We start from the raw sequence: 24,283 nt of genomic DNA on the forward strand, positions 1-24,283 counted from the left end.
CTAAAAGCCACTGTACATCAACTGTCAGTGGCTTTTCTTATCTACTCTAAATTACTTTCTATTGTCGCTTGCTATCTCGGCAATCTGACAGATTAACGCTTACCTCGCCTAACAAGCGCAAACATTCCCAGCAGTAATCCAATATACCAAGGCACTGACCCACCAGCACCATGGTCGATGAAATTACAGTTATTTGGCGATACCCCTTCTGCATTAGGATTGCATTTCTTATCACCATCTGGATTATTAGGATTATCTTTAATAAAGTCAGGCACAGTCACTGTGTTACTTGGTGGACCATTCACAAGGTAGCCCTGCACCCAGCCGAAATAGGTGCCTATCCGAGTGTAAAATGCCGGTCGGTTAATCGAACCACATAATGGTGAGCCACCAGGAACACCACTCATAATACCAAGTTGAATTGTTTTACCCGAAGCGTCTTTAACCGTCGCAGGGCCACCGCTATCCCCTTTACATACATCAGGGCCATATGGCGGCACATCTTCAGCTGCATCAACAGGTGGCGTACTTATTTTAGAGGGCAGCGAACAGATCTTCGTTAAATTAAACGGGCTATCAACGAGTGATGGTGCATCATCGCCACTTTCTAATCGCTCAAAACAAAGATTCATCGGTAAAAAAGCCACTTTTGCAGTTTGCAATGTATCAGCGGCAGAATCACTATTACCGTCGATTGCTGTCGTTCCCCAGCCAGTTACAGTGAGATTTTCTGGGCGATTCCCTTCATCCCACAGCTTGCCTAAGGAGGTATCAAAATCACTGGCTATTTGTGAATTAGCTAGCGTAATTGGTGTCAATTCTGGCGGGAAAGCACGATTAACCCGTAAGAGCGCAATATCGCTATCGAGAGCTAACGCTTTTACATCCGACTCAACTGAGCCATCCGGACGCAAACTGTTTACGATTTTAGATAATCGGGTGTATTTAGGGTGAACCACAACATGAGAGACCGAATAATAGTTACCGATTTGCGCATTTGATAAGGCAGTTTCACCAACAGTAATACTGATTTGATAAGGCTTAAGTACAAAAAAATCCGATTCAACAGAACCGTCAGTTCTCGCGTGTACCAGGCAGTGCGCCGCTGTTAATACCCAATGGCTATCAATGATGGTTCCGCCGCACATCGGGTGCTCATTACTCACACTTAACCGAAGTGATGCCATCCATGGGTTTTCGGCAATGCTTGTATCACTGCCATCAATGATTCGAGGGGCAACCTCAAACTCTTGTGCATAAGAAGGAAATGAAACACCAGCTATTCCTAGCCCGATAGCTAGACAAATTGTCTTTTGAAACATGATTTTCTCACTACTAACATCCTTTTATTAGCAGAATCTAATCATATTAGTTACAAGCTCTAATCATCATTCCACCTGCTTTGCGAGATAAATCATTAAATAGAGTACAAACTTTACAACCTGTTATTACTAATAGTTATGTTTGCCGAACTTTGCCAAAAAAAAACCGTACACAGTATGTACGGTTATCTTTAGTGAAAATCAACACATTGAAAACACGTTTATGGGCAAGCAACTGCCTCAATATTTACTTGATTCAATCCCTGAATGCCTAACTCTGTTGCCAACGTTGGAAAAAACTTAGCATTCTCGTAAGCAGATTTAATATCAGTAATGTCAATCTTGTACACTTTCAGGTTCAATTGCTTCATTTCAGTCGGTGTACAGCTTTTCCCATCTTCGAAACACACTGGGTTAGTGGTATCAATTTTTGCGCATGATGACGAATGTGTGCCAATGCCGTAATTATCTAAATCACTTTTTGTTCCATTCGGAAACACATCTGGCAAAATATTCGCAAAATGGCTATCTGTTACCGCATAAGTACCATCATCTAAGCCAGTAACACCTTCAACATTTATGCTCTCGACTGCAAATACTTTAGTTTTGCCTGATAGAGTGTCTTTGATTTCTTCTTCTGTGCAGCCAAATAGGGCTACTAAGCTGATAAGTACAATGGCCTTTTTCATGTTCATCCTTTTTGTATGTTTTAATTATGTTGGTTGCTTGCTACTAAATATCGGCTAATTATGCTGTTTCTTGATAGGTTCATCATCAATTAACTGCATTTTTTTACTTTTGAACCATTTATGCTTTACTAAACCGTATGTCGCTACAATATAATTGTGTGATATATGCCCATATGCCTTCCAAATTCACTAAATGGTGGCATAATACGGCCTCACAAAATCTACGGACAATTTCTAATGACTATTGAAAATATTCTAAAACAACGCAGCGAATCTAAGTGTGAGCTTTGTTCTTCAGACAGCAACCTAAGTGTTTATGAAGTACCAGCATCACCGGATCAAACTGCAGGTTGTTGTGTAATGGTTTGTGATACTTGTCGTGGACAAATCGAAGATGCAGATACTGTTGAAGCTAACCACTGGCGTTGTCTAAATGACAGCATGTGGAGCCAAACTCCAGCTGTTCAAATCGTGTCTTACCGCATGCTTAACCGTCTTGCGACATCAGAATCTTGGGCTCAAGACCTTAAAGATATGATGTACATGGAAGAAGATATGGTTGAATGGGCTGAAAAAGGTATCGCTCTTGAAGAGCTAGAATCTATTCAAACTGTTGATGTTAACGGTACACCGCTTCAAGCTGGCGATAACGTAACTGTGATCAAAGATCTTCCAGTTAAAGGTTCTAGCCTAGTAGTTAAACAAGGTACTGCGGTACGTGGCATTCGTATGAATGACAACCCACTTCACATCAGTGGTAAAGCTGCAGGCACGACTATGGTGCTTATCGCTGCTTACTGTAAAAAAATGTAATTCAAACGAATTCATTATTTAAAGGCGCTTATTTAGCGCCTTTTTGCTATCTGCTCTCCGCTAGCCACTGACAGTAATAAATCACCTCTTCTCGATTTCGAAGCCTCAGTTAGCAACCATTCAAACTGATTAACACAGTACTCTTCTGCTATGTTTTTTCTATTTTACTCATGATTAATACCAATTAATCTAGGGTAAGGGGTAGATGATCCGTGCGATTACGTTATAATCCCAGCCATACAAAATGCTAAACATATTGATATTTTCAGTATGTTATTGAAAGTTAGTCGGGGGGCCTTAGGCTGAGACTGCAAGATACGATGAGTATCAAATGCGGGACCCGTTGAACCTGATCCAGTTAACACTGACGTAGGGAACTAACAGCTGTGTCCCCTATTTCGATCACTCAAGATCGCTCTACAGGCACCTGTTATCCCTATATCAATTTTTAGGGATAAATTATGGTAACGCCATCTAAAACACCAATTACTTTAACCATCGCAGGCTCAGACAGTGGCGGTGGTGCCGGTATTCAAGCTGATATAAAAGCAATTTCTGCCACAGGTGGTTATGCTTGTTCTGTTATCACTGCGCTAACCGCTCAAAATACCCTAGGTGTCAGCGGTATATTTGCCATACCACCTGAATTTGTTGAACAACAACTTGATGCTGTCTTTTCTGATTTAGATGTAAAAGCAGTCAAAATCGGCATGTTAAGCGATACTAAGATCATCGCAATGGTGGCCAAAAAACTTCAACAATATCAGCCGAAACACCTAGTTATTGACCCTGTCATGGTCGCCACTAGCGGTGATTTATTATTACAGCAAGATGCTATTTCTACGCTGAAAGAAACCCTACTCCCCCTTGCCGATGTTATCACCCCTAACCTACCTGAAGCTGCAGCATTGCTAGGCTGTACAGTGCCTCAAACCGAAGCTGAGATGGATGCGTTAATCGAAGAAATGCGACAGCTCAATACAAAGACCGTCTTATTAAAAGGCGGACATTTAGAGCAAAGTGAGACCAGTACCGATCTGCTCATCACCGCCGATGATGTTTATCGTTTTAGCACCCAGCGCATTCAAACCAATAATACTCATGGTACAGGCTGCACGCTTTCAGCCGCAATTGCCTCTTACCTTGCTCAAGACCATGATTTAGTCACGGCAGTTACTCACGCTAAAGGCTACATTTCACACGCCATATCCCATGCTGATTCGCTACAAATAGGATCGGGGCACGGCCCAGTTCATCACTTCTTTGCTGGTCATTTTGATCCAACGGCATAAGAAGTATGAGATCAGATATGACAACTCTAATTCAGCCATTACCCACACAAGCAGGTGTCGCAGTGACACTCACTCAGTGTCAATTACGCTATAACACCAGTGATAAACCGCTCTTTACACAGCTAAACCTCACGCTACCAAAAGGCCAGTGGAGTTGTATTTTAGGTAAAAGTGGTTGCGGTAAAACATCGTTATTACGCTTATTGGCAGGCTTACTGGATGAACAAGCCGATTGGCAAGGCGTATTAACGGCATCTGACCAGCAACCCATAGATGATCGCGTGGCATACATGGCGCAGCAAGACCTGCTGTTGCCTTGGTTATCGGTACTTGAGAATGTTTGTTTAAGCTCTCGCTTTAACCCAGAACAATCCGCAGAAAGTAGCCAAGTTCGGGCGTGTGAATTACTTAACCATGTGGGCCTTGGCGATCATATCCATGCTCGCCCTGAAAGCTTATCAGGCGGTATGCGCCAACGCGTTGCACTTGCCCGCACACTACTGCAAGACAAGCCGATTGTGTTAATGGATGAGCCTTTTTCGGCGTTAGATGCCGTGACACGCCATAAATTACAAACGCTGGCCGCGACCTTATTAAAAGATAAAACCGTCTTGTTAATCACCCATGATCCACAAGAAGCGTTACGGCTTGGTGACCAAATATTGCTGATGTCGGGTTCACCCGCGACCATGGTCTCGCTCCCTACCCCACAAGGTCAGGCTCCGCGTAATTACAGCGCAGAACTCGCACAACACCAACAAAGTATTATCACGCGTTTGGAGCAAGATTATGGTTAATCATCCTCAAATTGCTTTACAAAAAGCGGCTTTGCAGAAAACGGGGCGACCAAAAAACAGACAAGCAAAATCGTGGACGAATGCGGTATCACACCCTGTGATTCGTCTGATGATCAGCACAGCTATCATCGTGGGATTATGGCAATTAGCGGTTGTTGTATTTGAACTACCCAGCTTTATTCTACCGACACCTCTGGCTGTTTTTTACAAACTGCTTCAGCGCTATGACGTGTTGTTTTATCACGCATCAGTCACCGCATCTGAAGTCTTATTAGGGCTGTTACTTGGGCTATCAATGGGGCTCATATTTGCATTGCAAATGCTATTGTTTGATCCGCTAAGACGTTGGTTATTGCCTATTTTAATCGCAAGCCAAGCCATTCCCGTCTTTGCCATTGCTCCTATTTTGATGCTTTGGCTGGGCTATGGCATTGCGTCTAAAGTCGTCATGGCTGCGCTCATCATTTTCTTCCCTATTACCACCTGCTGCTACGACGGGCTACGTCATACACCAACGGGCTATTTAGATCTGGCGAAAACAATGGGTGCCAATAAATGGCAGCTTTTACGTCATATTCGCCTGCCCGCAGCGTTACCTGCATTAGCATCTGGTATTCGGGTAGCTGTTGTTGTGGCGCCGATTGGCGCAGTGGTTGGCGAATGGGTGGGCTCTAGCGAAGGCTTAGGTTATCTGATGCTGCAAGCTAACGCACGGATGTTGATCGACGAAATGTTCGCCGCGTTATTCATTCTCGCGTCATTCTCGATTGCACTCTACTTCTTTGCGGATATAGCACTTAAGCGTCTTATCCCTTGGCAAAGCACAGAACATACACATTGATTCTATGTACTCATTTTCAGCTCATACCATGCTAGATAAGCCACTCTTTAGCTATCTGTTTAGAAAGCTAATTGGCTCAGTGGTATTGGCGTCACTATAACTATTACGATAAAGGCTCAATATGAAAAATTGGTTTACACAACAGAAAGTTACAAAGTGTGCTTTAGCACTAGGTTTAGCTATTGTAACCATCGGCAGCACAGCAGCTTCTGCAGCAGACACTGCGAACAAAGAAATGACCTTGATGCTGGATTGGTTTGTTAACCCTAACCACGGTCCAATTGTTATCGCCCAAGAAAGAGGACTATTTAACGATCAAGGCTTAACTATTCAGATCCAAGAGCCTGCCGATCCTAGCGTACCTGCGAAACTGGTTGCTGCGGGTAAAATCGATATGGCCATTTCGTACCAAACAAGCCTAACCACTGATGTTGCCGCTGGCTTACCTCTTATCCGCTCTGCAACACTCATCGCCACACCGCTCAATACACTAATGACATTAGATAATGGCAAAATCAAAACACTTGCTGATTTAAAAGGCAAAAAAATTGGTATTGCGATTGCGGGGAACGAAGAAGCGACCATAGGCACTATGTTACAGAGCCAAGGGGTGGCTTTTGACGATGTGAAAATTATTAATGTAGGCTGGGCACTCTCATCTTCACTTGCATCAGGCAAAGTCGATGCGATTTGGGGCGGTTTACGTAACTTTGAAACGAATCAATTAGCACTCGAAGGTTACAAAGCAAAAGCCTTCTTCCCAGAAGAGCACGGTGTACCGTCATACGATGAGCTTGTTGTTGTCGCCAATAAAAACAGCTACGACGCTGATGCGCTGAAGAAATTCAACAAAGCCATTGAACTTGCAACACAGTACATAGTGAACCACCCAGACCAAGCATGGAAAGAGTTTGTTGCCTATGCCCCAGACACGCTAAACAACGAATTAAACCGCCGCGCATGGCAAGACACTTTACCTCGTTTTGCATTACGTCCATCCGCTATCGATCCCGTTCGTTACGACAACTTCGCGCAGTTCATGTTTAAGCACAAGATCATCAGCCATGCACCTAAAGCGCAAGATTACGTACCAACGTTATAGATTCTGCACTTGATTTATTAGTTAATGAGTCACAAAGCAACCCATTGTTATTTAAAATATTTCCCCTGCTTATATCATTAAGCAGGCACTAAAGGACAACCATGAACTATCAGGATCTTATTTCCGCTTGCCAACAAGATTGGACGGACTACACCCAACACAGCTTTGTTCAAGATCTTGCCAATGGCACTTTAAACGCCGCTGCGTATCTACACTACTTGAAACAAGATTTTCTCTTTCTTAAGCATTACGCACGCGCTTATGCGCTAGCAGTTTATAAAGCACCGACATTGGCAGACATGCGAGAGCCGCTGCCAAGCCTTACTGCGCTATTAGAGACTGAAATTCAACACCACGTAACATATTGTGGCCAATGGGGCTTAACAGAGTCTGACATGGAAGCCGAACTCGAAGATTTTGGTACCGTCGCGTATACCCGTTATGTGCTTGATACTGGTATGGCAGGTGATTTATTAGACCTTTACGTTGCCCTTGCACCATGTGCTATTGGTTACGCCGTCATTGGTGAGCAACTTATTCAGTCACCAACAACAAAGCTTGAAGGTAACGCCTATGCCAGTTGGATTGAAATGTACGGCAGCGAAGATTTTCAACAAGGCGCGCAAAAAACCATAACTCGTCTAAACAAGATGTTGGCGGAAGTTGAGCTTAACAGCACCCGTGGTCAGCGTTTGTGTGAAATTTTCAAAACGGCGACACGTATGGAAGTGGCGTTTTGGCAACAAGGACTAAATGCCTCACTTTAAACATAAAGCCGAATAGATAGCGATTCGAGTCGGTCAGTCAATGAGTGTTAACTAAAAAGCCGCAGTGTATTGAATACACTGCGGCTTAATTCATTGTGACTGTATCTTAGGTTGAGGCAGTATTTGAATAAAATTCAATAAAATATCTAAGCAAATACCTAAAAATACCCTCTACCAGTCAAATAGATTTTGGAAGAAACGTTGTACCTTCTTCACGCATGTCACTTTCAGCAAACCGTTAGGATCCCATGCTGGTAGATGTTCTTGCCCTAAACAACGCTGACTGTAAGTACCGTTTTGATTACGCTGATAATCAAAAGTGGCTATCTCGCTAGGACGCTGCAATACCAAAGGTTCTGGATCTCGGCGTAAAATATAATCGGTGTACAAACGCAATGCACCCGATGATCCCGTGAGTTTAGAGTTAGAGTTATCGTCCTTACCAATCCATACGGTCACCACTTCACGTCCATCAATACCGACATACCAACTATCTCGCCCTTTATCTGACGTACCGGTTTTACCCGCTAAACGCGATGACGGTAATTGACCGTTAAGGTAACGCGCTGTCCCTTCTGTCACCGCTTTTTGCAATCCGTACATAGTCAACCATGCTGATTGTTCAGAGACGACTTGTGATGAAAGCGGTAACTGTTGAAATAACACCTCGCCGTCATTGGTGACTACGGCACTTAATGCTTTCAGCGGTGCTTTACGCCCACCACTCGCAATGGTTTGATACATCTGCGTCACCTCAAATGGCGTCAAGGTAAACGCCCCCAGCAGCATTGAAGGCAGTGGTGGTATTTCCTGACGATCGACACCCAACTTCGCCATGGTATCAATCACCCCTTCAAGCCCGACGGCCATTCCCAAATTTACCGTTGGAATATTATAAGACTTAGCCAACGCCAAATAGAGTGGAACTGCCCCACGGTATTGACGGTCATAATTTCGCGGCGACCAAATCTCACCACGCTCTCCTGTTAACTTCAGCGGTTTATCTTCAAGGCTAGTGGCCAGTGAAAAACGCTCTGGTTGTGATAACGCCGCTAAATAAATTGCAGGTTTCACCACAGAACCGATTTGACGTTTTGCATCAATCGCACGGTTAAAACCCGCATAGCCCGGCTTACTTCCACCAACCATTGCACGCACTTCGCCCGTCAATCGGTCAGCAATAACGATGGCATTTTCTATATTTGCGCCCGCTTTTTTAGCCAGTTTAGGCATGGTGGTACGCACCGCCTCTTCTGCTTTTTCTTGCGATAGTGGATCTAGCGTTGTAAATAAGCGAAGTCCTTTACCCGATTCAAACTTATCGCCGACTTGTTCGGTAAGTTCACGGCGAAGCTGATCAAAATACGCAGGTTGTCGGCGAGAAAGTTGTCCTTTTTCTTGCACATCTAATGGACGTTGAATTGCCTTTTTATAACTGGCGTTATCAATCATTTGGCTATCGTGCATCATACGCAGCACAAGATCACGGCGTGCTGTTGCACGTTCAGGATAACGCCAAGGATTGTAATAAGAAGGGCCTTTCACCAAGCCTACCAGTAAGGCTTGCTGATCAACTCGAAGTTCAGATAATGGTCGTCCAAAGTAAAAGCGCGCGCCCAAGGCAAAGCCGTGAATAGCTTGTTTACCACTTTGAGCAAGATAGACTTGATTCAAATAAGCATCAAGGATTTGGTCTTTCTCATAATTATGGTCAATGATCAGTGCCATATAGGCTTCTTTGATCTTTCGCCATAAGCTACGTTCACTCGATAGAAATAAATTTTTCGCTAACTGTTGAGTCAGCGTGCTGCCACCTTGCACTGTTCGCCCTGCTTTTATATTAGCAACGAATGCACGGCCAATAGCCACAATCGACACACCATCATGCTGATAAAAGTCGCGATCTTCTGTCGTTATCAGTGCATCTATTAGTGCAGAAGGCATTTGATCTTTTGGCAGATAGATACGTTGTTCGGTGGTTTGTGATTCCAACATCCCCAGCATTTTGGGTTCAATTCGAATAATACCTAGTTGTTTTAGTTCTTTCTTACCACCACGCTCAACCCATTCCGAAATACGTTTGACAGAAGTGTAATCAAATTCAACCACCACATGCCTTTCATCCTCTTTACCTTCCTTAAAGATAAAAGGACGACGGACGAACTCAAGTTTCAATCTTGAAGATGTATATTCTCCAGATCGACTCGGTCTATCGACTTGTTGGTATTTAAGCTGTTTTAATTCATTCAGTACTTCTTCGTAGCGAACTTTAGCCCCTGGTTGCAAAATCAATTCACGAGCATAAACAACTGACGGTAACTGCCACAACTGCCCGGTAAATTTATCACTAACAACTTGCTGTAACCTAAACCCCAGCAGCACAGTCGCTATAAAAAAGGCGATACCAACCGATAACAAGCCATACATAATATAGCCGCGTTTATTCCTGCCCAAGGCATGAGGTTTACTAGCAACACTCGACTTAGCTGACGTTGGCGTATCAGAGATATCGGCCCCTTGAGGCTGCTCTGAGTGCGATGTGGGTTTACGGTCTGGCATAGGGATACGCTGAATAGGTCACAAAAAACAGCGACTATATGAAAGCCTCCTTCGAGAGATGTCATCCCATTGTCAGGATCACTCCAACTAAAACTCTTAATAATCCCCCACGTTCCACTATCTTGGGATGAAACAGCAGTGGTAATTAGCCATAAAATCACTCAGAATACGCGCCCGCTCTTTTTATCATGCAGTCCCGTCATAGATAAGTTGACACTTCGGAGAAGTATTATGGAACGCGATTACACATTTGAATGCCTTGTTACTATGCCACGACACGAGCTGGAAGAATTCAGTATGCGAGTACTGAGCCGCATGGTACCCGAAGATATGATGGAAGAGCTGTTCACGTTCGATCAAGAAGAAATCGACAATGAAGACCGCCTGAAATCAGCACAATTTGATGCCATGCTTCGTATGACAGCGATTGCACTTGGCGAAGTAAAAGGGGCGTTTGAAGCCTCTGAGAATTCGCATCAAAATACTGAACGTATGACTCGCTTACTGCTTTGGCATTTCTACGCCTTGTCATTCAACCTAGAAGAAGCTGTAACGCTGGAGCAGCACTGTGAAGAAGTAGAGAAGATCTTAAAGAATGCACCTGAAAATGCATTTGGCTGGGTTTCTGTTCTTACCGAACTTTTGCATGCATACGCAACACTGAGCGATAAAGCATAAAGCCACAATGCGGCCTGCTATTGCCATTGAAATAAACAAAAAGCGGCTAAGGCCGCTTTTTATATAACTAAAATCTTGCTGTAATTCTACTTAGACCAGCGCTCTTCACGCCATGCTTGCTGTTGCTCTTCATCTAAGAAGGTCCAAGCTACGACACGCGTTATTTTCTGGCCTTGTGCCATCTCAATGGTTTGCACCTCTGATGCGCTTTCAGTTTTTAGTTGCTGATAAATCGCGGGCAGATTCTCTTTCTTCGAAACCAACGTTGTGAACCAGAATACCTGTTCGGCACACTGAGTGCTCTGCTTAATCATTCGCTGAATGAAAGCAGCCTCGCCACCATCACACCAAAGCTCTGCTTTTTGACCACCAAAATTAAGCGATGCTGATGCTTTATTCGATGACGATAACACCTTCCCACCCTTTTTAGCTGAGTTTGCAGCTAGGTTACGTACTTTTCGCTCACTCCCTGCAAGCGCTTCCGCTTCTGACGCATGAAAAGGTGGGTTACATACAGTGAAATCAAACAGATCGTCACCCTGAACCATATTGGTAAAGATATGATCCGAGTCTTTTTGTAAACGCAACTTAATACCATTTTTCAATGCTTTGTTACTGCTGACGATAAACTTAGCTGACTTTATCGATAATGGATCGACATCTGCACCAACAAAACGCCAACCGTAAACACGGTGACCAACGATTGGATACACGCAATTGGCACCTACACCAATATCTAAACCATTAACAAAGCGCCCTTGAGGGATTTCGCCATCATTCGATTTGGCTAATAAATCTGCGATGTAGTGAATATAATCCGCACGCCCAGGGATAGGTGGACATAGGAAACCAGCGGGAATATCCCAATAATCAACCTGATAAAACTGACGCAATAACGCTTTATTCAGCATTTTTACTGCCATAGGGTCAGAAAAGTCGACAGATAGATCACCAAAGCGGTTTTCTGCAACAAAAGGTGCCAACTCTGGACTAAATTGGATTAGAGCAGGGAAATCGTAACGCTCACGATGCGGGTTTCTTGGGTGTAGTCCCTTACTCTGTTTTGTTGTCTGTTTTTTCTTTTGTGTCATTCCACTTACCAATAACTGTCGGCACAAAGCCATTTATAGTCGCTATTGTAACCTTGTCATGATCATAAGGGGAAATTGATTCAATTATTAACAGACGATTGCGCCAGCACACTCAAAGGTTATTGTGTTAGCTTCGACACACTTCACCTACATATCCCTTAAAGAAATTAACAAATACATAGCAAATTCATTGTGATGGGCTTAGTATCATTAGTATGAGGCATAATGAATATGCTTATAAATGTCGTTTCACGCAAAAGGATTGTTGCTATGCGATTGACACTGTTATTGCTACTAAGCATTACATTCAATGTATTTGCGAAAACTCCCCCTTCCATCGTTTTCTACTATAACGATGTCGATTCCGTGCGTGAATTAATCAACTACGATCGCGTTGTGGTGAATGCCAAACTCATTACCGATAAACAGATACAGACCCTACATACCGCTGGTTCGCTTGTTTTTGCTTACCTAAGTGTGGGCGAATACGATGGTGAAGTATTGCCTGCTGCTCTTGCAGATGCCTCACCGGCAAAAAACGAAAACTGGCAAAGCCATGCAATGATACTCACTAATCCAGCTTGGCAAAAACACCTCCTCTCTGAAGCGAGAAAAATGACAGACCGAGGCTTTGATGGTCTGTTCCTCGACACACTAGACAGCTATTACCTGTTTGCAGATTCAAAAAAAGAGCAAAATATCCAACAGCAAGCACTGGCTAAAATCATTGACAGTTTCCACCAGCTCCCCAATCAACCTAAGCTGATTATCAATCGGGGGTTTGAAGTTCTTGCAGAAGTCGATGCCCCTATTTATGCCGTAGCTGCTGAATCTCTTTACGATAGCTATCACCCTATTGATCAGACTTACCATAAAGTCAGTGAAAGTGATCGTATTTGGCTTGCTGGAAAATTAGAGGAAGTCAAAAAGCTCGGGATTGAGGCTATCGCCATCGATTACATACCCGCATCTGATCGTGACCGACAAAAGTCCGCAGCACAACGCTTAATCAGGGAAGGTTATACCCCATATATCAGTGATGGTTTACTGTACGAATTTGGCACCAGTACCATACAGCCGATCACCAAGCGGGTTCTTGGTTTTTATGATGGCCACTATGGTGCAATGAATAGCTCGCAATGCCACCGTATGATGGCGATGCCAATCGAATACAATGGTTACGTACCCGACTGCCAAGACGTGAATACTTTCAATTTTTCACGGGTTGATATGAGCCGTTACGCGGCTGTTTTTACATGGTTAGAGCAAGCGTCTTTCCAGCGTGTCCCAGCTCTATCGCAATGGCTAAATACCATCATATTTAAAACCCCAGTGCTCTTTATTAATCAATTACCCGCCGATAATAGTTTACTTGCTCGGTTAGGTATTCAAAGCAGTGGTGATCTGAACGGAAAAATCACGCTAACAACGGGCAATAGTTGGCTTAAAAACCGCTACCCATTACGTTTTAGTCAGTTTGAAACGCAAACCAAAGTCACGATAGATAAAGCCACTGTAACACCACTTATCACGCTAAAAGACGAGCAACAAAACACATCAACATTATTTTTTAAAGCTGGCTGGGGAGGCGCTATCTTAAACCCACTCCCCGTGGCTAGCTTGGCGAATGACACCGAAGTGTGGCAAATCGATCCATTCCGCTTAGTGAATGAAACATTGCAACTCCCCGCTATTCCAGCGGCTGATGTAACCACCGAGTCTGGCCGTCGTATTCTAACTAGCCATGTCGATGGCGATGGTTTTCCGTCTAAAGGTTGGTTCCCAGGTAAACCGTACACCGCCGAAGTCTTGCTCGAGCATGTATTCAAAAAGTACACATTCCCACAAACCGTCTCAGTCATTGAAGGTGAAGTCGGTAAACGAGGTTTATACCCTAAAGAAAGTCCGCAATTAGAAGCGATTGCGCGAAAAATTTTTCAGTTGCCGCATGTGGAAATTGCCTCGCATACTTTTAGTCACCCATTCTTCTGGGATTTTGATAAAAGCGTTGATTCTAGTTCCTATGGTGAAAACTTACCGATCCCCGGCTATACCGTGGACTACGACAATGAAATTATTGGCACCATTAACTACATCAACAAAAATCTTGCGCCAAAGAATAAAAAAGCACGATTGATACTCTGGTCGGGTAAGGCTGACCCCAAAGAAGATATCCTCGCTATTGCTGAAAAAGCCAATTTACTCAACGTGAATGGTGGTAACACTTATGTTGTACGGGGCAATGACAACTTCACGCAAGTCTCTCCTACAATCACTTGGTACCCATCTGCCGTTCATGTTTACGCGCCTGTGTTGAATGAAAACCTCTACACCAACCTTTGGACAGAGCACCACGATGGTTATGGCCGTGCAGTTGAAACCTTTCAATTACTGGGTAAGCCTCGTCGCTTAAAAACAATTGCGATTTACTACCATATGTACTCAGGCGCTTACCCTGCGTCGTTAAAAGGCTTAACGAATGTCTATGATTGGGCGATTAAACAAAAATCAACCCCGCTGTATTTAAGCGAATATGCGGAACGTGCTCGAACACTCTATGAAACAGGTATAGCCAAAACCTTATCCGGAGAATGGCAAATCACTTCCACAGGTATTAAGAGTATTCGAGTCCCGAATCAAATAGGTTACCCTGTCACCTCACTACCTGAACTTGCAGGGTGGAATCAAGGACCTGATGGCCATTATTTAATCTTAAATAAAGCACGAACACGCCTTAACCTTTCAGTGAACAACCCCCAATCACCAAGGCTACTCAGTGCCAATGCTCCACTCATTAAATGGCAAAAGTATGGGCGATCCATTCAATGGTCATTTAACAGCCACGTCCCTTTTGAAATGGAACTCGTCAATATTAGCCAATGCACGCTTAGTAGTGATCAAGCGCTGACTAAAAAACAAATGAAGAAAAATACGGTACGTTATCGATCAAATAAAGCTGGCATTTTCCAAGGCACACTAACGTGTAACAACATTTAATCTGTTGTTTTTGTAGTCGGCACCGTAGAAGGATTGCAAATTATTGACATAAAAAAGCTTGAGCCAGAAAGCACACATAAAAAGCCGCCAAGGATACGACTGGTCAATAAGTTGTCATTGGTCATTCTAACGCTCACTTCACTTTGGGCGTTATGGCTTGTTGCACCAACAAAATCCATGTTGGTTAAACTGATCTCTCGCTCGACGTCGCCAGAGGTTTCACTGGCCTTCCTTAACGAACTAAAAGGCCAAGAACCACAAAGCCGTACAATTGTGTTCATGCAGGCCCAAAATCAATATGAATTGGGCTTGGTAAATGATGCACTTGAATCACTCAACCCCATTTTATTTTACTCGGATGGCCGTCGAGATTGGCACAGCCATAGCCTTTTTTTAGCCATCCTTTTACAACAGTCATACTCTGATGATGCCGCAGTGAAAGAAAAGGCGACCACTAAAATAGCGACATTCTTCTCAGGCATTGACTATATCCCAGAAGCAAACCTTGCTCGCCAATTTGCAGATGCCGCTATTTCATTAGCCATGCCGACATTTGCCTATCAGTTCTTATACCCTCACCTTAAAAGTGGGGAAACCAGCTACAAAGAATTGGTCGAGTTAGCCCTACAGACCTCTGATTATGAAAACGCAGCCAAACTGCAACGTGAAGCATTCATGGAATATCAAAGCCTTGAATCCCTTGCTTCACTCATTAAATTAAACCAAACCGCGAATAATACAGCGGCTAATCTTCATTTTTTCCATCAGTACGATGGCAAGCTCTCGAATAACCCCCAATATCTCACCCTTGTTATCCAGCATGCGAAAACGGCGGGTGAACTCGATTTAGCCTTAGATAAATCACAGCAGTTATTAGCACTTGAGCCATCTACCCCACTGTTATTGGAAACCGTAGACATTGCCATCGCAATGGGTAACTTGCCGCTAGCCACCGAGTTACTGATACAAGTAATTAACGATGACCCAACGTCCACAGCATTAACAAAATTACACAGTGTTTATCGCTGGCAAAGTGATATCCCAAATGCCTTTCAAACAAGCTTGATTTTATTACAACAAGGGGCGAACGAAGCTCAAATACGAGCAGGGATTGAAGAATCTAAAGCACTGGGTGACATCTATCATGAAGGCGTTTTCTTTGATGCTCTTGCCTATTCGAATGCTTTAAAACCCTCAGAATATGCCGCTTGGCTAAATGCATTAGAAAAAGCGAAAGGTACGCCTGATGCACTGCGTAGTATTACAAAGCTATCAGCTAAACGCCCTTATGACAGCGCACTGATTAGCCACAAAGCCCGTTTATATTCATACAACAGCGATCATCTTCAGGTCATAAAGCAGAGAAATAAACTAATACGCCTGCGTAAACCCACAACAGATGAAGCTATGCGCTTTGCAAATGCTTATATGGCGCTGTATCAACCTGAACAAGCTTTACGTGTGCTGATAGAACCAACTGAGTGGACAACAGCAAACGATGATTACCTCAGAATGGTTGCAGCGTTAGCATGGGACAGTAGCGACAAACAACTGGCCCAGCTTAGCCAACAATATTTGATGCAACGCTCGACAGCCAATGTTGATGTTTATCGTTACATCCAGCTACACGCGCCGTTTGACGTCAAGGATGTCGATGAACTAACTCGTCTATACAAAGAGTCTGGCGATAGCGAATTCTTATTGTTAGCAATTAGAGTCAGCAATGAAGCCCCACAGTCTAACCAAACGGCGACGTTGTTCGAACTAGCCAGCAAAGACACTGACTTAAAGAATAATGCTGAAGTTACCTACTACCGTGCCTTACTCGCCATTGAACAAGGCCAAACGGTACTAGCACACCAACTATATCAACAAGCCATTTCAAGCGAGGTTAGCTTTCAACCAGCGATCAATAATTATATGTGGTGGCTAATTGCCACGAATGATCACGATAAGCTAACCCGCGTTTATGACAGTTACCGTCTACCACTCGCTAATAATTCTGACTTTTGGTCTGTCTTTGCGGCAACAGCTCAACAACTCGGCCGTAATGATGAAGCCGACCTTTGGTACCGCCGTCAGATAAAAGCAACTGATAAACCAGATGTCGCTTTACTGCTGAACTACGCCTCTTTGCTTGAACTTAGAGAGCAGTACGATCGTGCCTACCAGCTACGTAAATACGCAGCTAAAAACATGACGACATCATTGTTAACTTTACCTGACGGTGACATTTCACATCGCGCATTACTCGCCTTATTTGTTGGCGATAAAACAGCTCTTAAATTAGCAGAAGCGAACACATTAGCGGCCCCATCTAGCAACAATATCGCCGAACTAATTCAATATTATCTCGCGCAAGGTCGCCCTGATGTGGCGCTTTACTGGCATGAAAAAACGGCACTCAGCCAATATCAACTTCCGGATTGGCAGCAACTCTCTTTTGCCATAGCGCAACATGATCGTGAAACAATGGAAAAACTCCTAACAGAATCACTTACCTTACCAGTCTCAGATAAAAACTATGCCTTACAGGCCGTTGGCCGACACCAGCAAGCCTGGCAACAAGCTCAGCAAGAAATTGGTGTGCTGACAGATAAAGTAGCGGAAAAGCAGCTACGCAAGAACCATGTCAACCAACACCCTAACAAAACGCACAGTGTTCGCACCCAACAAACAACTATCACACAGTGGGGCATCAATCGCTTCAGTCTTGATTACTACGCGCCCCATCACAATGGCTATTACCGCCTTGGCAGTGATTTCCAGCAAGCTGACACTCCTGATATTTTAGGCAATACACCCATTGATGATGAGTTCCGTTTACGTGGCGGATTTCATTGGCAGCAAAATGAAAGTACATGGGCGATTAAAGCTGACGTAGCACAAGGGGTTGGCGATCAGCGTATTGGTATATTAGGTGAGTTCAGTACACAGTTTTCAGGTTACTGGTCAGGTGGACTCAAGCTCGGTATTAATACCCACCTCGAGGCCAGCCAATTAATGACAATTGCAGGCCAAGATAATATTTTGGGTGCCAATCTAAGTTACCAACCGACTGCACGCGAGAATCTGGCAATGCAGGTCAGCTTCCATGATTTATCTACTCGCTTTGGTGACGATATTGGTCGCGGTTGGGATATGAATATTCGGGCCAGTGAACAATTTTTCTTTAATGACCCTGCATGGCAAATTTACAGTGAATACAGCATGCAACAGGTCAAGCATAGTAGTAACAAATTACAAGGCGTAAATGCATGGCAACAAGGTCCTAGACCACTGACACCAAGTGACTTTATTGCTGAACGTTATCAGCGATTATCGATAGGCCATCGTTTGTGGCATGGAGAACCTGGTATACCAGGGGCAACCGTACCATCCCCTCGTTACTGGTTAGATAATTCTGTTGGCTATAATGTGGAAGCCCAACAAATGGATATGATGATAAGTGCTGGCCTCGGCTGGCGAATTATAGGGAATGACGAACTCTACATGGGTGTTGATTGGCAGAGCCAAGACCGAAATGGCGACGAGTCGCTTAAAGTAGCTTTTGGCTATTACTACAGTTTCTAACAGGGAGATATCAGATGAAACGCATCTTACTTGCAGCTTCAATTGCAGGGTTAAGCGCCTGCTCTAGTTACCAAGTGCCAGACAGCCCAGTATTTGCGGCCAATAGTAGTTGGGTCATAATGCCAATGGCAAATCACTCAAATACCCCTATGGCAGCAGAAAAAGTAGAGAAGATTCTCAATGCTCAGCTTTACGCCAAAGGAATTCGTGCCACTATATATCCAGAGCTAAACACAAACGACCTTGCTGCAATTATTGATGACTCAGCAAAGCGGAAACAAGCTCAGGCGTGGTTAGCATCACGACCTGTAGACTATATTATTACGGGGTCCGTTGAAGAGTGGCATTATAAAAGTGGGCTTGATGGCGAACCAGCTGTTGGCATTACACTGGAAATACGTTCAGCGAAGAGTAAATCAACGCTGTGGCGTGCAACAGGATCTCGTGGTGGCTGGGGTCGTGAAAGTGTTAGCGGTACGGGACATATCGTGATCGATGAATTGCTTGATGGAATTAACATTGAAAAGCTTAAGTAATTATCGCTACGATTGTCGTTATAGAACAAAACTGACTCTGCGAGTAGGCTTATGAATACACTTTGGAAGCGATTCATCATTGGCTTTAAAGAAGATGGCTTTGCATGGCTGGAAACTGCCGTTATTGCATTATTGGCTATCTTTATTTGGATGAAGTCAGATTCATTAGCCCCTACATCAACAGATCACAACTTCTTCTGGCCGATTTTTGGTCCCTTACTCATCGCTTTACGTTATGGCTTCGCAAAAGGTTTTATCTGTGCACTGATCACAACAGCAGGGCTTGCAACTGCAATGCGAATTATGGGGGTTCTTGACTTCTATCCCTTTTCTTTAGCGGTGGGCACAATCTTGACAGCGATGATTGCAGGTGAGTTTCGTGATTACTGGCACAACATTAATCAACGCCATATCCTTGACCATCAGTACATGAGCCAGAAACTTGATAGCTTTACTAAAAACTATCACTTATTAAAAGTATCTCACGATCAGTTGGAACAACGTACAGCAGGCCAAACCATTAGTTTGCGCGCAAGTATTAACACCTTGCAAAAAATAGCGTCAACCCATGCAGACAAGCGTATTGAAAACATTGGGCATCCGTTATTAAACCTGCTTGCAGAGATCGGCGGTTTACAAGTCGCAGGGCTATACAAAGTTACGAATAACAAAATTAATAAACAACCTCATGCGCTTATTGGCGATCACCACCAGCTCGTACTTAAAGATCCCATGCTGCAAGATATGATGGAATCAAAAAAACTGCTCTCCCCTGCAACACTGAGTGAAAATGAAGTCCATAAATCTCGTTATCAACTATGTATCCCTCTACTCGATACTATGGGTAACTTGCAAGCCGTTGCATTGGCTGAAAATGCTAAATTCTTCATGCTAACACCAGCCAATGTCGCGCTATTGTCACTTGTTGCTAACTATGCTGCTGACTTGCTCAGTGACGACCTACTCACGCCAGTGCTTAAAGCGAATCAGCACGATCTGTTCATGAAGTACATGACGCGCGCGAAATACAATAAACGCCATTATGGTGCCGACAGTAATGTTGTTGCTTTCGTAGACAGTTCAGGAAAGCACGAAAATGTATTAAATAGCGTGGTCAACTTCCGCCGTGGCGCAGATATATACTGGACGTGTCATTCGCTCAACAACAAACCGGTTCTCGTCGTATTGCTGCCACTCACAACCATCTATGATGCCCAGCAATATATAACTCGTGTTACTGAATTACTTAAAAATACCGTCAAGGATGACATTGAAGATATCGATATTATCGGGCCTCTGTCTTTAGATGCCGATAATACTGAGATCATGGCCTTCATGGATGAACTAGGAGCTTATGATGAAAGCTTGGCTATTCCTTCAGACCCTCGCGTTTGAATCGATCGGCTTTTACATCCTGCTCGATAAAGAAATGACACAGCTGCAGTGGGTTGGCTTTATTTCAAGCCACACCATTGCATGTGCAAGTTACACCTTATTGTGCTGGATTTTATTGCCCCAAAAATACAAAACACCGATTGTTAGCTCAGTGAGCTTTTTGTTTTTATTTAACTTTCTTTTACCGTTAGTTGGCATGATCGGCACGGCATGTTCACTCTTGGTAGCTCTGTATATTCCAAGAAGGCAAAGCCTCATTACATGGCAAGAATGTGAAGAAGCCCCTCTTCCACAAAGCCCAGGAGATGTGTCTAACACCCAATTTGGCGCAGGTGCACTACGCGAAATATTGCTACACAATGATGATCCTGAACGCCGCTTATTAGCAGTAAGTGCGATTCGCCACTTACCAAAACCACAAGCCGTTCCTTTGCTGCAACTAGCATTGAAAGACCTTTCTGATGACGTTCGTTTATTGGCTTATGCATCGTTAGAAACCGTCGAATCTCAAATAAACGAAGCCATTTCTTTATTCAAGAGCCAGTTTCAATATCGTGAACAAGCCAGTAAAGCGTATGAAATAGCCCAACAGTATTGGGAGTTATGCTATTTAGGTATCGCCGAAGGTGCACTCCGTAAGCACTACTTAGAGCAAGCAGAACACTATCTTACCCTTGCTAATCACCTTTCAGCTAATGCATCCACCTTTTTACTTCTAGGCCGTGTCATGCTTGAGCAACAACGTCCTGATGAAGCCATTAAATACCTAACGCAAGCGATGGACGGCGGACTAAGAATAAAACAAGTTGCGCCCTATCTTGCAGAAGCAGCATACGAGACTGGTGATTATGAAACCGCAAAATATTACATTGGTTACTTCCCTGAACAAAAAGGGGAGAAATTAAGCCAAATCAAGGAATATTGGGCATGAGCAAAGACATAGATATATGCCTACTTCTTGAAGGCACCTACCCCTACGTGCGGGGCGGTGTATCCAGCTGGGTTCACCAAATTATCAGCGGTCTGCCGAAATTTAATTTTCATCTTATCTTTTTAGGCGGACACCCTGATTTTTACGATAAACCAGCCTATGAATTCCCTGACAACGTCGTCGGATTTGAAGTCCATTACTTACTGGCTAATAACGGAAACTTAAAACCAACACCGCGTAAAGGGAACAGTAAACTATTCAATGCTTGGGGGAAGTTTTTATCTTTCTTTGAAAAAAATGATGCACCAATTCCTGAAGATTTACTTAAGGATGTCTCTGACTTTTTAGGGAAACACGACCAACTAACTCTCAGCGATTTTTTATACTCCGAAGCCTCATGGGAAGTATTAACCGATCGCTATCTTGAATCGGCAGAACATCAGTCTTTTGTAGATTACTTTTGGACATATCGAAATATTTATCAACCGCTGTTTGTCTTGTCTCAAATCGCACAGAATTTACCAGATGCCAAAGTGTTTCATAGCGTTTCAACAGGGTACGCAGGCTTTCTTGGAGCGCTATGTCAGAAACGCACTGGGGACCCCTACTTACTGACCGAACATGGCATCTATACCAAAGAACGTAAGATCGATTTAGCCCAAGCAACATGGATTAAAGATCGCCATAAACTGATCGATATCAGTATGCACAAAGACATGGATTTAACCCGAAAAACTTGGATCCGTTTCTTTGAACAACTTGGCCTAACCGCCTATCACCAAGCCAATAAAATTGTCTCCTTGTTTGAAGGAAACCGACAACGCCAACATAAAGATGGCGCACCCGACATTCGCACCAAAGTGATCGTTAACGGTATTGATACGACTCGGTTTGGTGAAGCATATAAATTACGACCAGATACACCACCTATAGTGGTTGGCCTAGTCGGCCGTGTTGTGCCAATAAAAGACATTAAAACGTTTATTCGTACCATTCGTGGCGCCGTTGAAACACTGCCAAATATAGAAGGCTGGATTATTGGCCCGACCGAAGAGGACGAAGATTATGTTCATGAATGCCAGTTGCTAATCGAAAGCCTTGGTCTTGAGCATAATGTCAAAATGCTAGGAAGCCAGAATGTCGCCGAAATGATGCCGCAACTAGGCGTAATGATGCTGACATCGATCAGTGAAGCACAGCCACTAGTATTACTTGAAGCCATGGCGGCAGGTATACCGTGTATCGCCACTGAAGTAGGAGCATGTCGCGAAATTATTGATGGCGCAGCCGGGGACGATGCCGCGCTGGGTTCTTGCGGTGAAATCATTCCTATCGCGAGCCCAATCGATGGGGCTAACGCTATTATTAATGTGTTAGGCGATGCCGAAAAATGGCGTAAAACGGGTGATATAGGGAAGGCGCGCGTTGTGCGCTATTACGATGAAAAAATGATGTACGACGCGTACCGAAATCTCTATCAGGAGGCCATTGATGGCAGGAATCGGATTTGAATTAAGGAAGATTCTTAAAAAAAACACCATACTATCAATGTTTGAGGCGTATGGCTTAGCTGGCTTAATCAGCTCAGGTCCTTGGGTGTTATCAATTTTGGCCTTGCTAGCTATCGGTATTCTGAGCGTTGGTTGGATATTTCCGACCTACGTCATTGTGCAATTTTTGGTACTCGTTACCTATTTAATGGCGGGATCCTTGATCATCAGTGGCTTATTTCAGCTACTGCTCACGCGGTTTATATCCGACCTGATTTTTGCAAGACAAGAGCATAGGATTGTTCCAAACCTGTTAGGCTCCATGCTGGTTACCAGTATACTGGCAGGCTTCATTGGTGGTGGGATAATGGCATTTTCTGATCATATTGATCCCGCAGTTAAAGTCACCATTTTCACATCTTTAGTTTTACTCTGTAACCAGTGGCTAATTTTAATCTTCCTAAGTGGGATGAAAGAATACTATCGCATCTTTATTACTATGATGATCAGCTACGGGTTAATGGTTTCCCTGAGCTTTATCTATACGTCTAATGGTTTACTCGGTTTAATGTTGATTTTTACCTTTTGCCAAGCCTTACTGACGTTTGCTTTTTTGTATCATGTCATTCGTGACTACCCTGCTGAGCAGCTGGTTTCTTTTGAATTTCTCGACCGAAAAAAAACGTTTTTCTCTCTTATTTTATGTGGTTTTTTCTACAACCTAGGCGTGTGGTTAGATAAGTTTGTATTCTGGTTCAGAGATGAAACCTCTCACCAAGTCATTGATTTATTCCGCGCTTCATACATTTACGATTTACCCATCTTCATCGCTTACCTGGCAATTGTTCCGGGTATGGCTGTATTTATGCTGCGAATGGAAACCGATTTTGCCGATGCCTGCTTAAAGTTTTATGACTCAGTGCGGGAAGGAGCAACGCTACAATCAATCTACCTATTGAAAGATCGTATGGTATTGGCGTGTCGCCAAAGCATATATGAGATATTCAAAGTACAAGGCATGACCCTCGCCCTCCTATTGTTGTGGGCTGAAGATATATTAGTTGCGTTAAATATCGACTTATCTTATCTACATTTATTGTACGTCGATTTAGTGGGCGTGAGTTTGCAAGTGCTTGTGATGTCGATACTTAACGTAATGTATTACCTCGACAAACGCTATTCAGCATTAGCCTTAACGGTTTTCATGGCGGTAGGAAACTACATTTTTGCCCATGTCAGTATAGAGCTAGGCCCTGTGTTTTATGGTTATGGCTTTGCTGTCACTATGCTACTCACCACCATTAGTGGACTGGTCATGCTGGACAAGCAATTCAACGATTTAGAATACCAAACCTTTATGCTGCAACGTTCGTAAAACATAGGAAGACACAACACCGTAATTAGCGCTAT

At 43.6% G+C, this 24,283-nt stretch carries 17 protein-coding genes, 1 pseudogene and 1 riboswitch; of the genes and pseudogenes, 14 read left to right on the top strand and 4 right to left on the bottom strand.

Annotation, left to right across the window (positions count from 1 at the left end):
* Nucleotides 1–92: 92 nt before the first annotated feature.
* Both OCU87_RS21500 and OCU87_RS21505 read right to left on the bottom strand, forming a co-directional pair.
* Nucleotides 93–1,322: a S1 family peptidase gene (locus OCU87_RS21500; protein WP_261858440.1), complete on the bottom strand. Its 1,230-nt coding sequence runs from the start codon at nucleotides 1,320–1,322 to the stop codon at nucleotides 93–95.
* A 221-nt stretch (nucleotides 1,323–1,543) separates the two neighbouring features.
* Nucleotides 1,544–2,011 (bottom strand): hypothetical protein, encoded by a 468-nt coding sequence (locus OCU87_RS21505; RefSeq protein WP_062687692.1) that lies wholly within the window; start codon nucleotides 2,009–2,011, stop codon nucleotides 1,544–1,546.
* A 237-nt stretch (nucleotides 2,012–2,248) separates the two neighbouring features.
* On the opposite strand from OCU87_RS21505, the gene OCU87_RS21510 reads away from it, so the two are divergent.
* The 6 genes and pseudogenes from OCU87_RS21510 (at nucleotide 2,249) to tenA (ending at nucleotide 7,623) form a co-directional block, all read left to right on the top strand.
* A complete protein-coding gene (locus OCU87_RS21510; protein WP_062687691.1) occupies nucleotides 2,249–2,824 on the top strand; it encodes a PhnA domain-containing protein in 576 nt (191 codons plus the stop codon).
* A 278-nt stretch (nucleotides 2,825–3,102) separates the two neighbouring features.
* A riboswitch (TPP riboswitch) is annotated at nucleotides 3,103–3,217 on the top strand.
* A 68-nt stretch (nucleotides 3,218–3,285) separates the two neighbouring features.
* Nucleotides 3,286–4,116 carry a bifunctional hydroxymethylpyrimidine kinase/phosphomethylpyrimidine kinase gene (gene thiD / locus OCU87_RS21515; protein WP_062687690.1) on the top strand — a complete coding sequence of 277 codons (831 nt, stop codon included), beginning with the start codon at nucleotides 3,286–3,288 and terminating at the stop codon, nucleotides 4,114–4,116.
* A gap of 17 nt (nucleotides 4,117–4,133) precedes the next feature.
* The gene (locus OCU87_RS21520) at nucleotides 4,134–4,913 is read left to right on the top strand and encodes an ABC transporter ATP-binding protein (RefSeq protein WP_261858441.1); all 780 of its coding nucleotides are present in this window, start codon (nucleotides 4,134–4,136) and stop codon (nucleotides 4,911–4,913) included.
* Between the two features lie 94 nt (nucleotides 4,914–5,007).
* Nucleotides 5,008–5,754: pseudogene (locus OCU87_RS21525) on the top strand (ABC transporter permease); the annotation flags it as partial.
* A 121-nt stretch (nucleotides 5,755–5,875) separates the two neighbouring features.
* Nucleotides 5,876–6,856, top strand: coding sequence for an ABC transporter substrate-binding protein (locus OCU87_RS21530; RefSeq protein ID WP_261858443.1), 981 nt, complete (start codon nucleotides 5,876–5,878; stop codon nucleotides 6,854–6,856).
* Nucleotides 6,857–6,957: 101 nt separating this feature from the next.
* A complete protein-coding gene (gene tenA, locus OCU87_RS21535; RefSeq protein WP_261858444.1) occupies nucleotides 6,958–7,623 on the top strand; it encodes a thiaminase II in 666 nt (221 codons plus the stop codon).
* Between the two features lie 171 nt (nucleotides 7,624–7,794).
* On the opposite strand, the gene mrcB is transcribed toward tenA, so the two are convergent.
* Nucleotides 7,795–10,182, bottom strand: a complete 2,388-nt coding sequence (mrcB, locus tag OCU87_RS21540) for a penicillin-binding protein 1B (protein WP_261858445.1) — start codon at nucleotides 10,180–10,182, stop codon at nucleotides 7,795–7,797.
* A 231-nt stretch (nucleotides 10,183–10,413) separates the two neighbouring features.
* On the opposite strand from mrcB, the gene OCU87_RS21545 reads away from it, so the two are divergent.
* Nucleotides 10,414–10,860, top strand: coding sequence for a hypothetical protein (locus OCU87_RS21545; protein WP_062687688.1), 447 nt, complete (start codon nucleotides 10,414–10,416; stop codon nucleotides 10,858–10,860).
* An 86-nt stretch (nucleotides 10,861–10,946) separates the two neighbouring features.
* Here the strand turns inward: OCU87_RS21545 and rlmF are convergent, their stop codons facing one another.
* Entirely contained in the window at nucleotides 10,947–11,951 is a 1,005-nt protein-coding gene (gene rlmF / locus OCU87_RS21550) for a 23S rRNA (adenine(1618)-N(6))-methyltransferase RlmF (RefSeq protein WP_261858446.1), read from the bottom strand.
* Between the two features lie 270 nt (nucleotides 11,952–12,221).
* Between rlmF and OCU87_RS21555 the strand changes: the two genes are divergently transcribed.
* The 7 genes from OCU87_RS21555 (at nucleotide 12,222) to pelG (ending at nucleotide 24,248) form a co-directional block, all read left to right on the top strand.
* Entirely contained in the window at nucleotides 12,222–14,948 is a 2,727-nt protein-coding gene (locus OCU87_RS21555; protein WP_261858447.1) for an endo alpha-1,4 polygalactosaminidase, read from the top strand.
* Between the two features lie 111 nt (nucleotides 14,949–15,059).
* Nucleotides 15,060–18,521: a tetratricopeptide repeat protein gene (locus OCU87_RS21560; protein WP_261858448.1), complete on the top strand. Its 3,462-nt coding sequence runs from the start codon at nucleotides 15,060–15,062 to the stop codon at nucleotides 18,519–18,521.
* A gap of 14 nt (nucleotides 18,522–18,535) precedes the next feature.
* Nucleotides 18,536–19,057, top strand: coding sequence for a hypothetical protein (locus OCU87_RS21565; protein ID WP_062687682.1), 522 nt, complete (start codon nucleotides 18,536–18,538; stop codon nucleotides 19,055–19,057).
* Between the two features lie 51 nt (nucleotides 19,058–19,108).
* Complete coding sequence (locus OCU87_RS21570) at nucleotides 19,109–20,452, top strand: PelD GGDEF domain-containing protein (protein WP_261858449.1); 1,344 nt, start codon at nucleotides 19,109–19,111, stop codon at nucleotides 20,450–20,452.
* On the top strand, nucleotides 20,412–21,383 hold the full coding sequence (locus OCU87_RS21575) for a HEAT repeat domain-containing protein (protein ID WP_261858450.1): 972 nt from the start codon (nucleotides 20,412–20,414) through the stop codon (nucleotides 21,381–21,383). The genes OCU87_RS21570 and OCU87_RS21575 overlap by 41 nt, the downstream gene beginning before the upstream one ends.
* Nucleotides 21,380–22,894: a GT4 family glycosyltransferase PelF gene (pelF, locus tag OCU87_RS21580; protein ID WP_261858451.1), complete on the top strand. Its 1,515-nt coding sequence runs from the start codon at nucleotides 21,380–21,382 to the stop codon at nucleotides 22,892–22,894. Before OCU87_RS21575 ends, pelF begins: the two co-directional genes overlap by 4 nt.
* Nucleotides 22,875–24,248, top strand: coding sequence for an exopolysaccharide Pel transporter PelG (gene pelG, locus OCU87_RS21585; RefSeq protein WP_261858452.1), 1,374 nt, complete (start codon nucleotides 22,875–22,877; stop codon nucleotides 24,246–24,248). The genes pelF and pelG overlap by 20 nt, the downstream gene beginning before the upstream one ends.
* Nucleotides 24,249–24,283 lie beyond the last annotated feature (35 nt).

Source organism: Photobacterium sanguinicancri (assembly GCF_024346675.1).
Lineage (GTDB): Bacteria > Pseudomonadota > Gammaproteobacteria > Enterobacterales > Vibrionaceae > Photobacterium > Photobacterium sanguinicancri.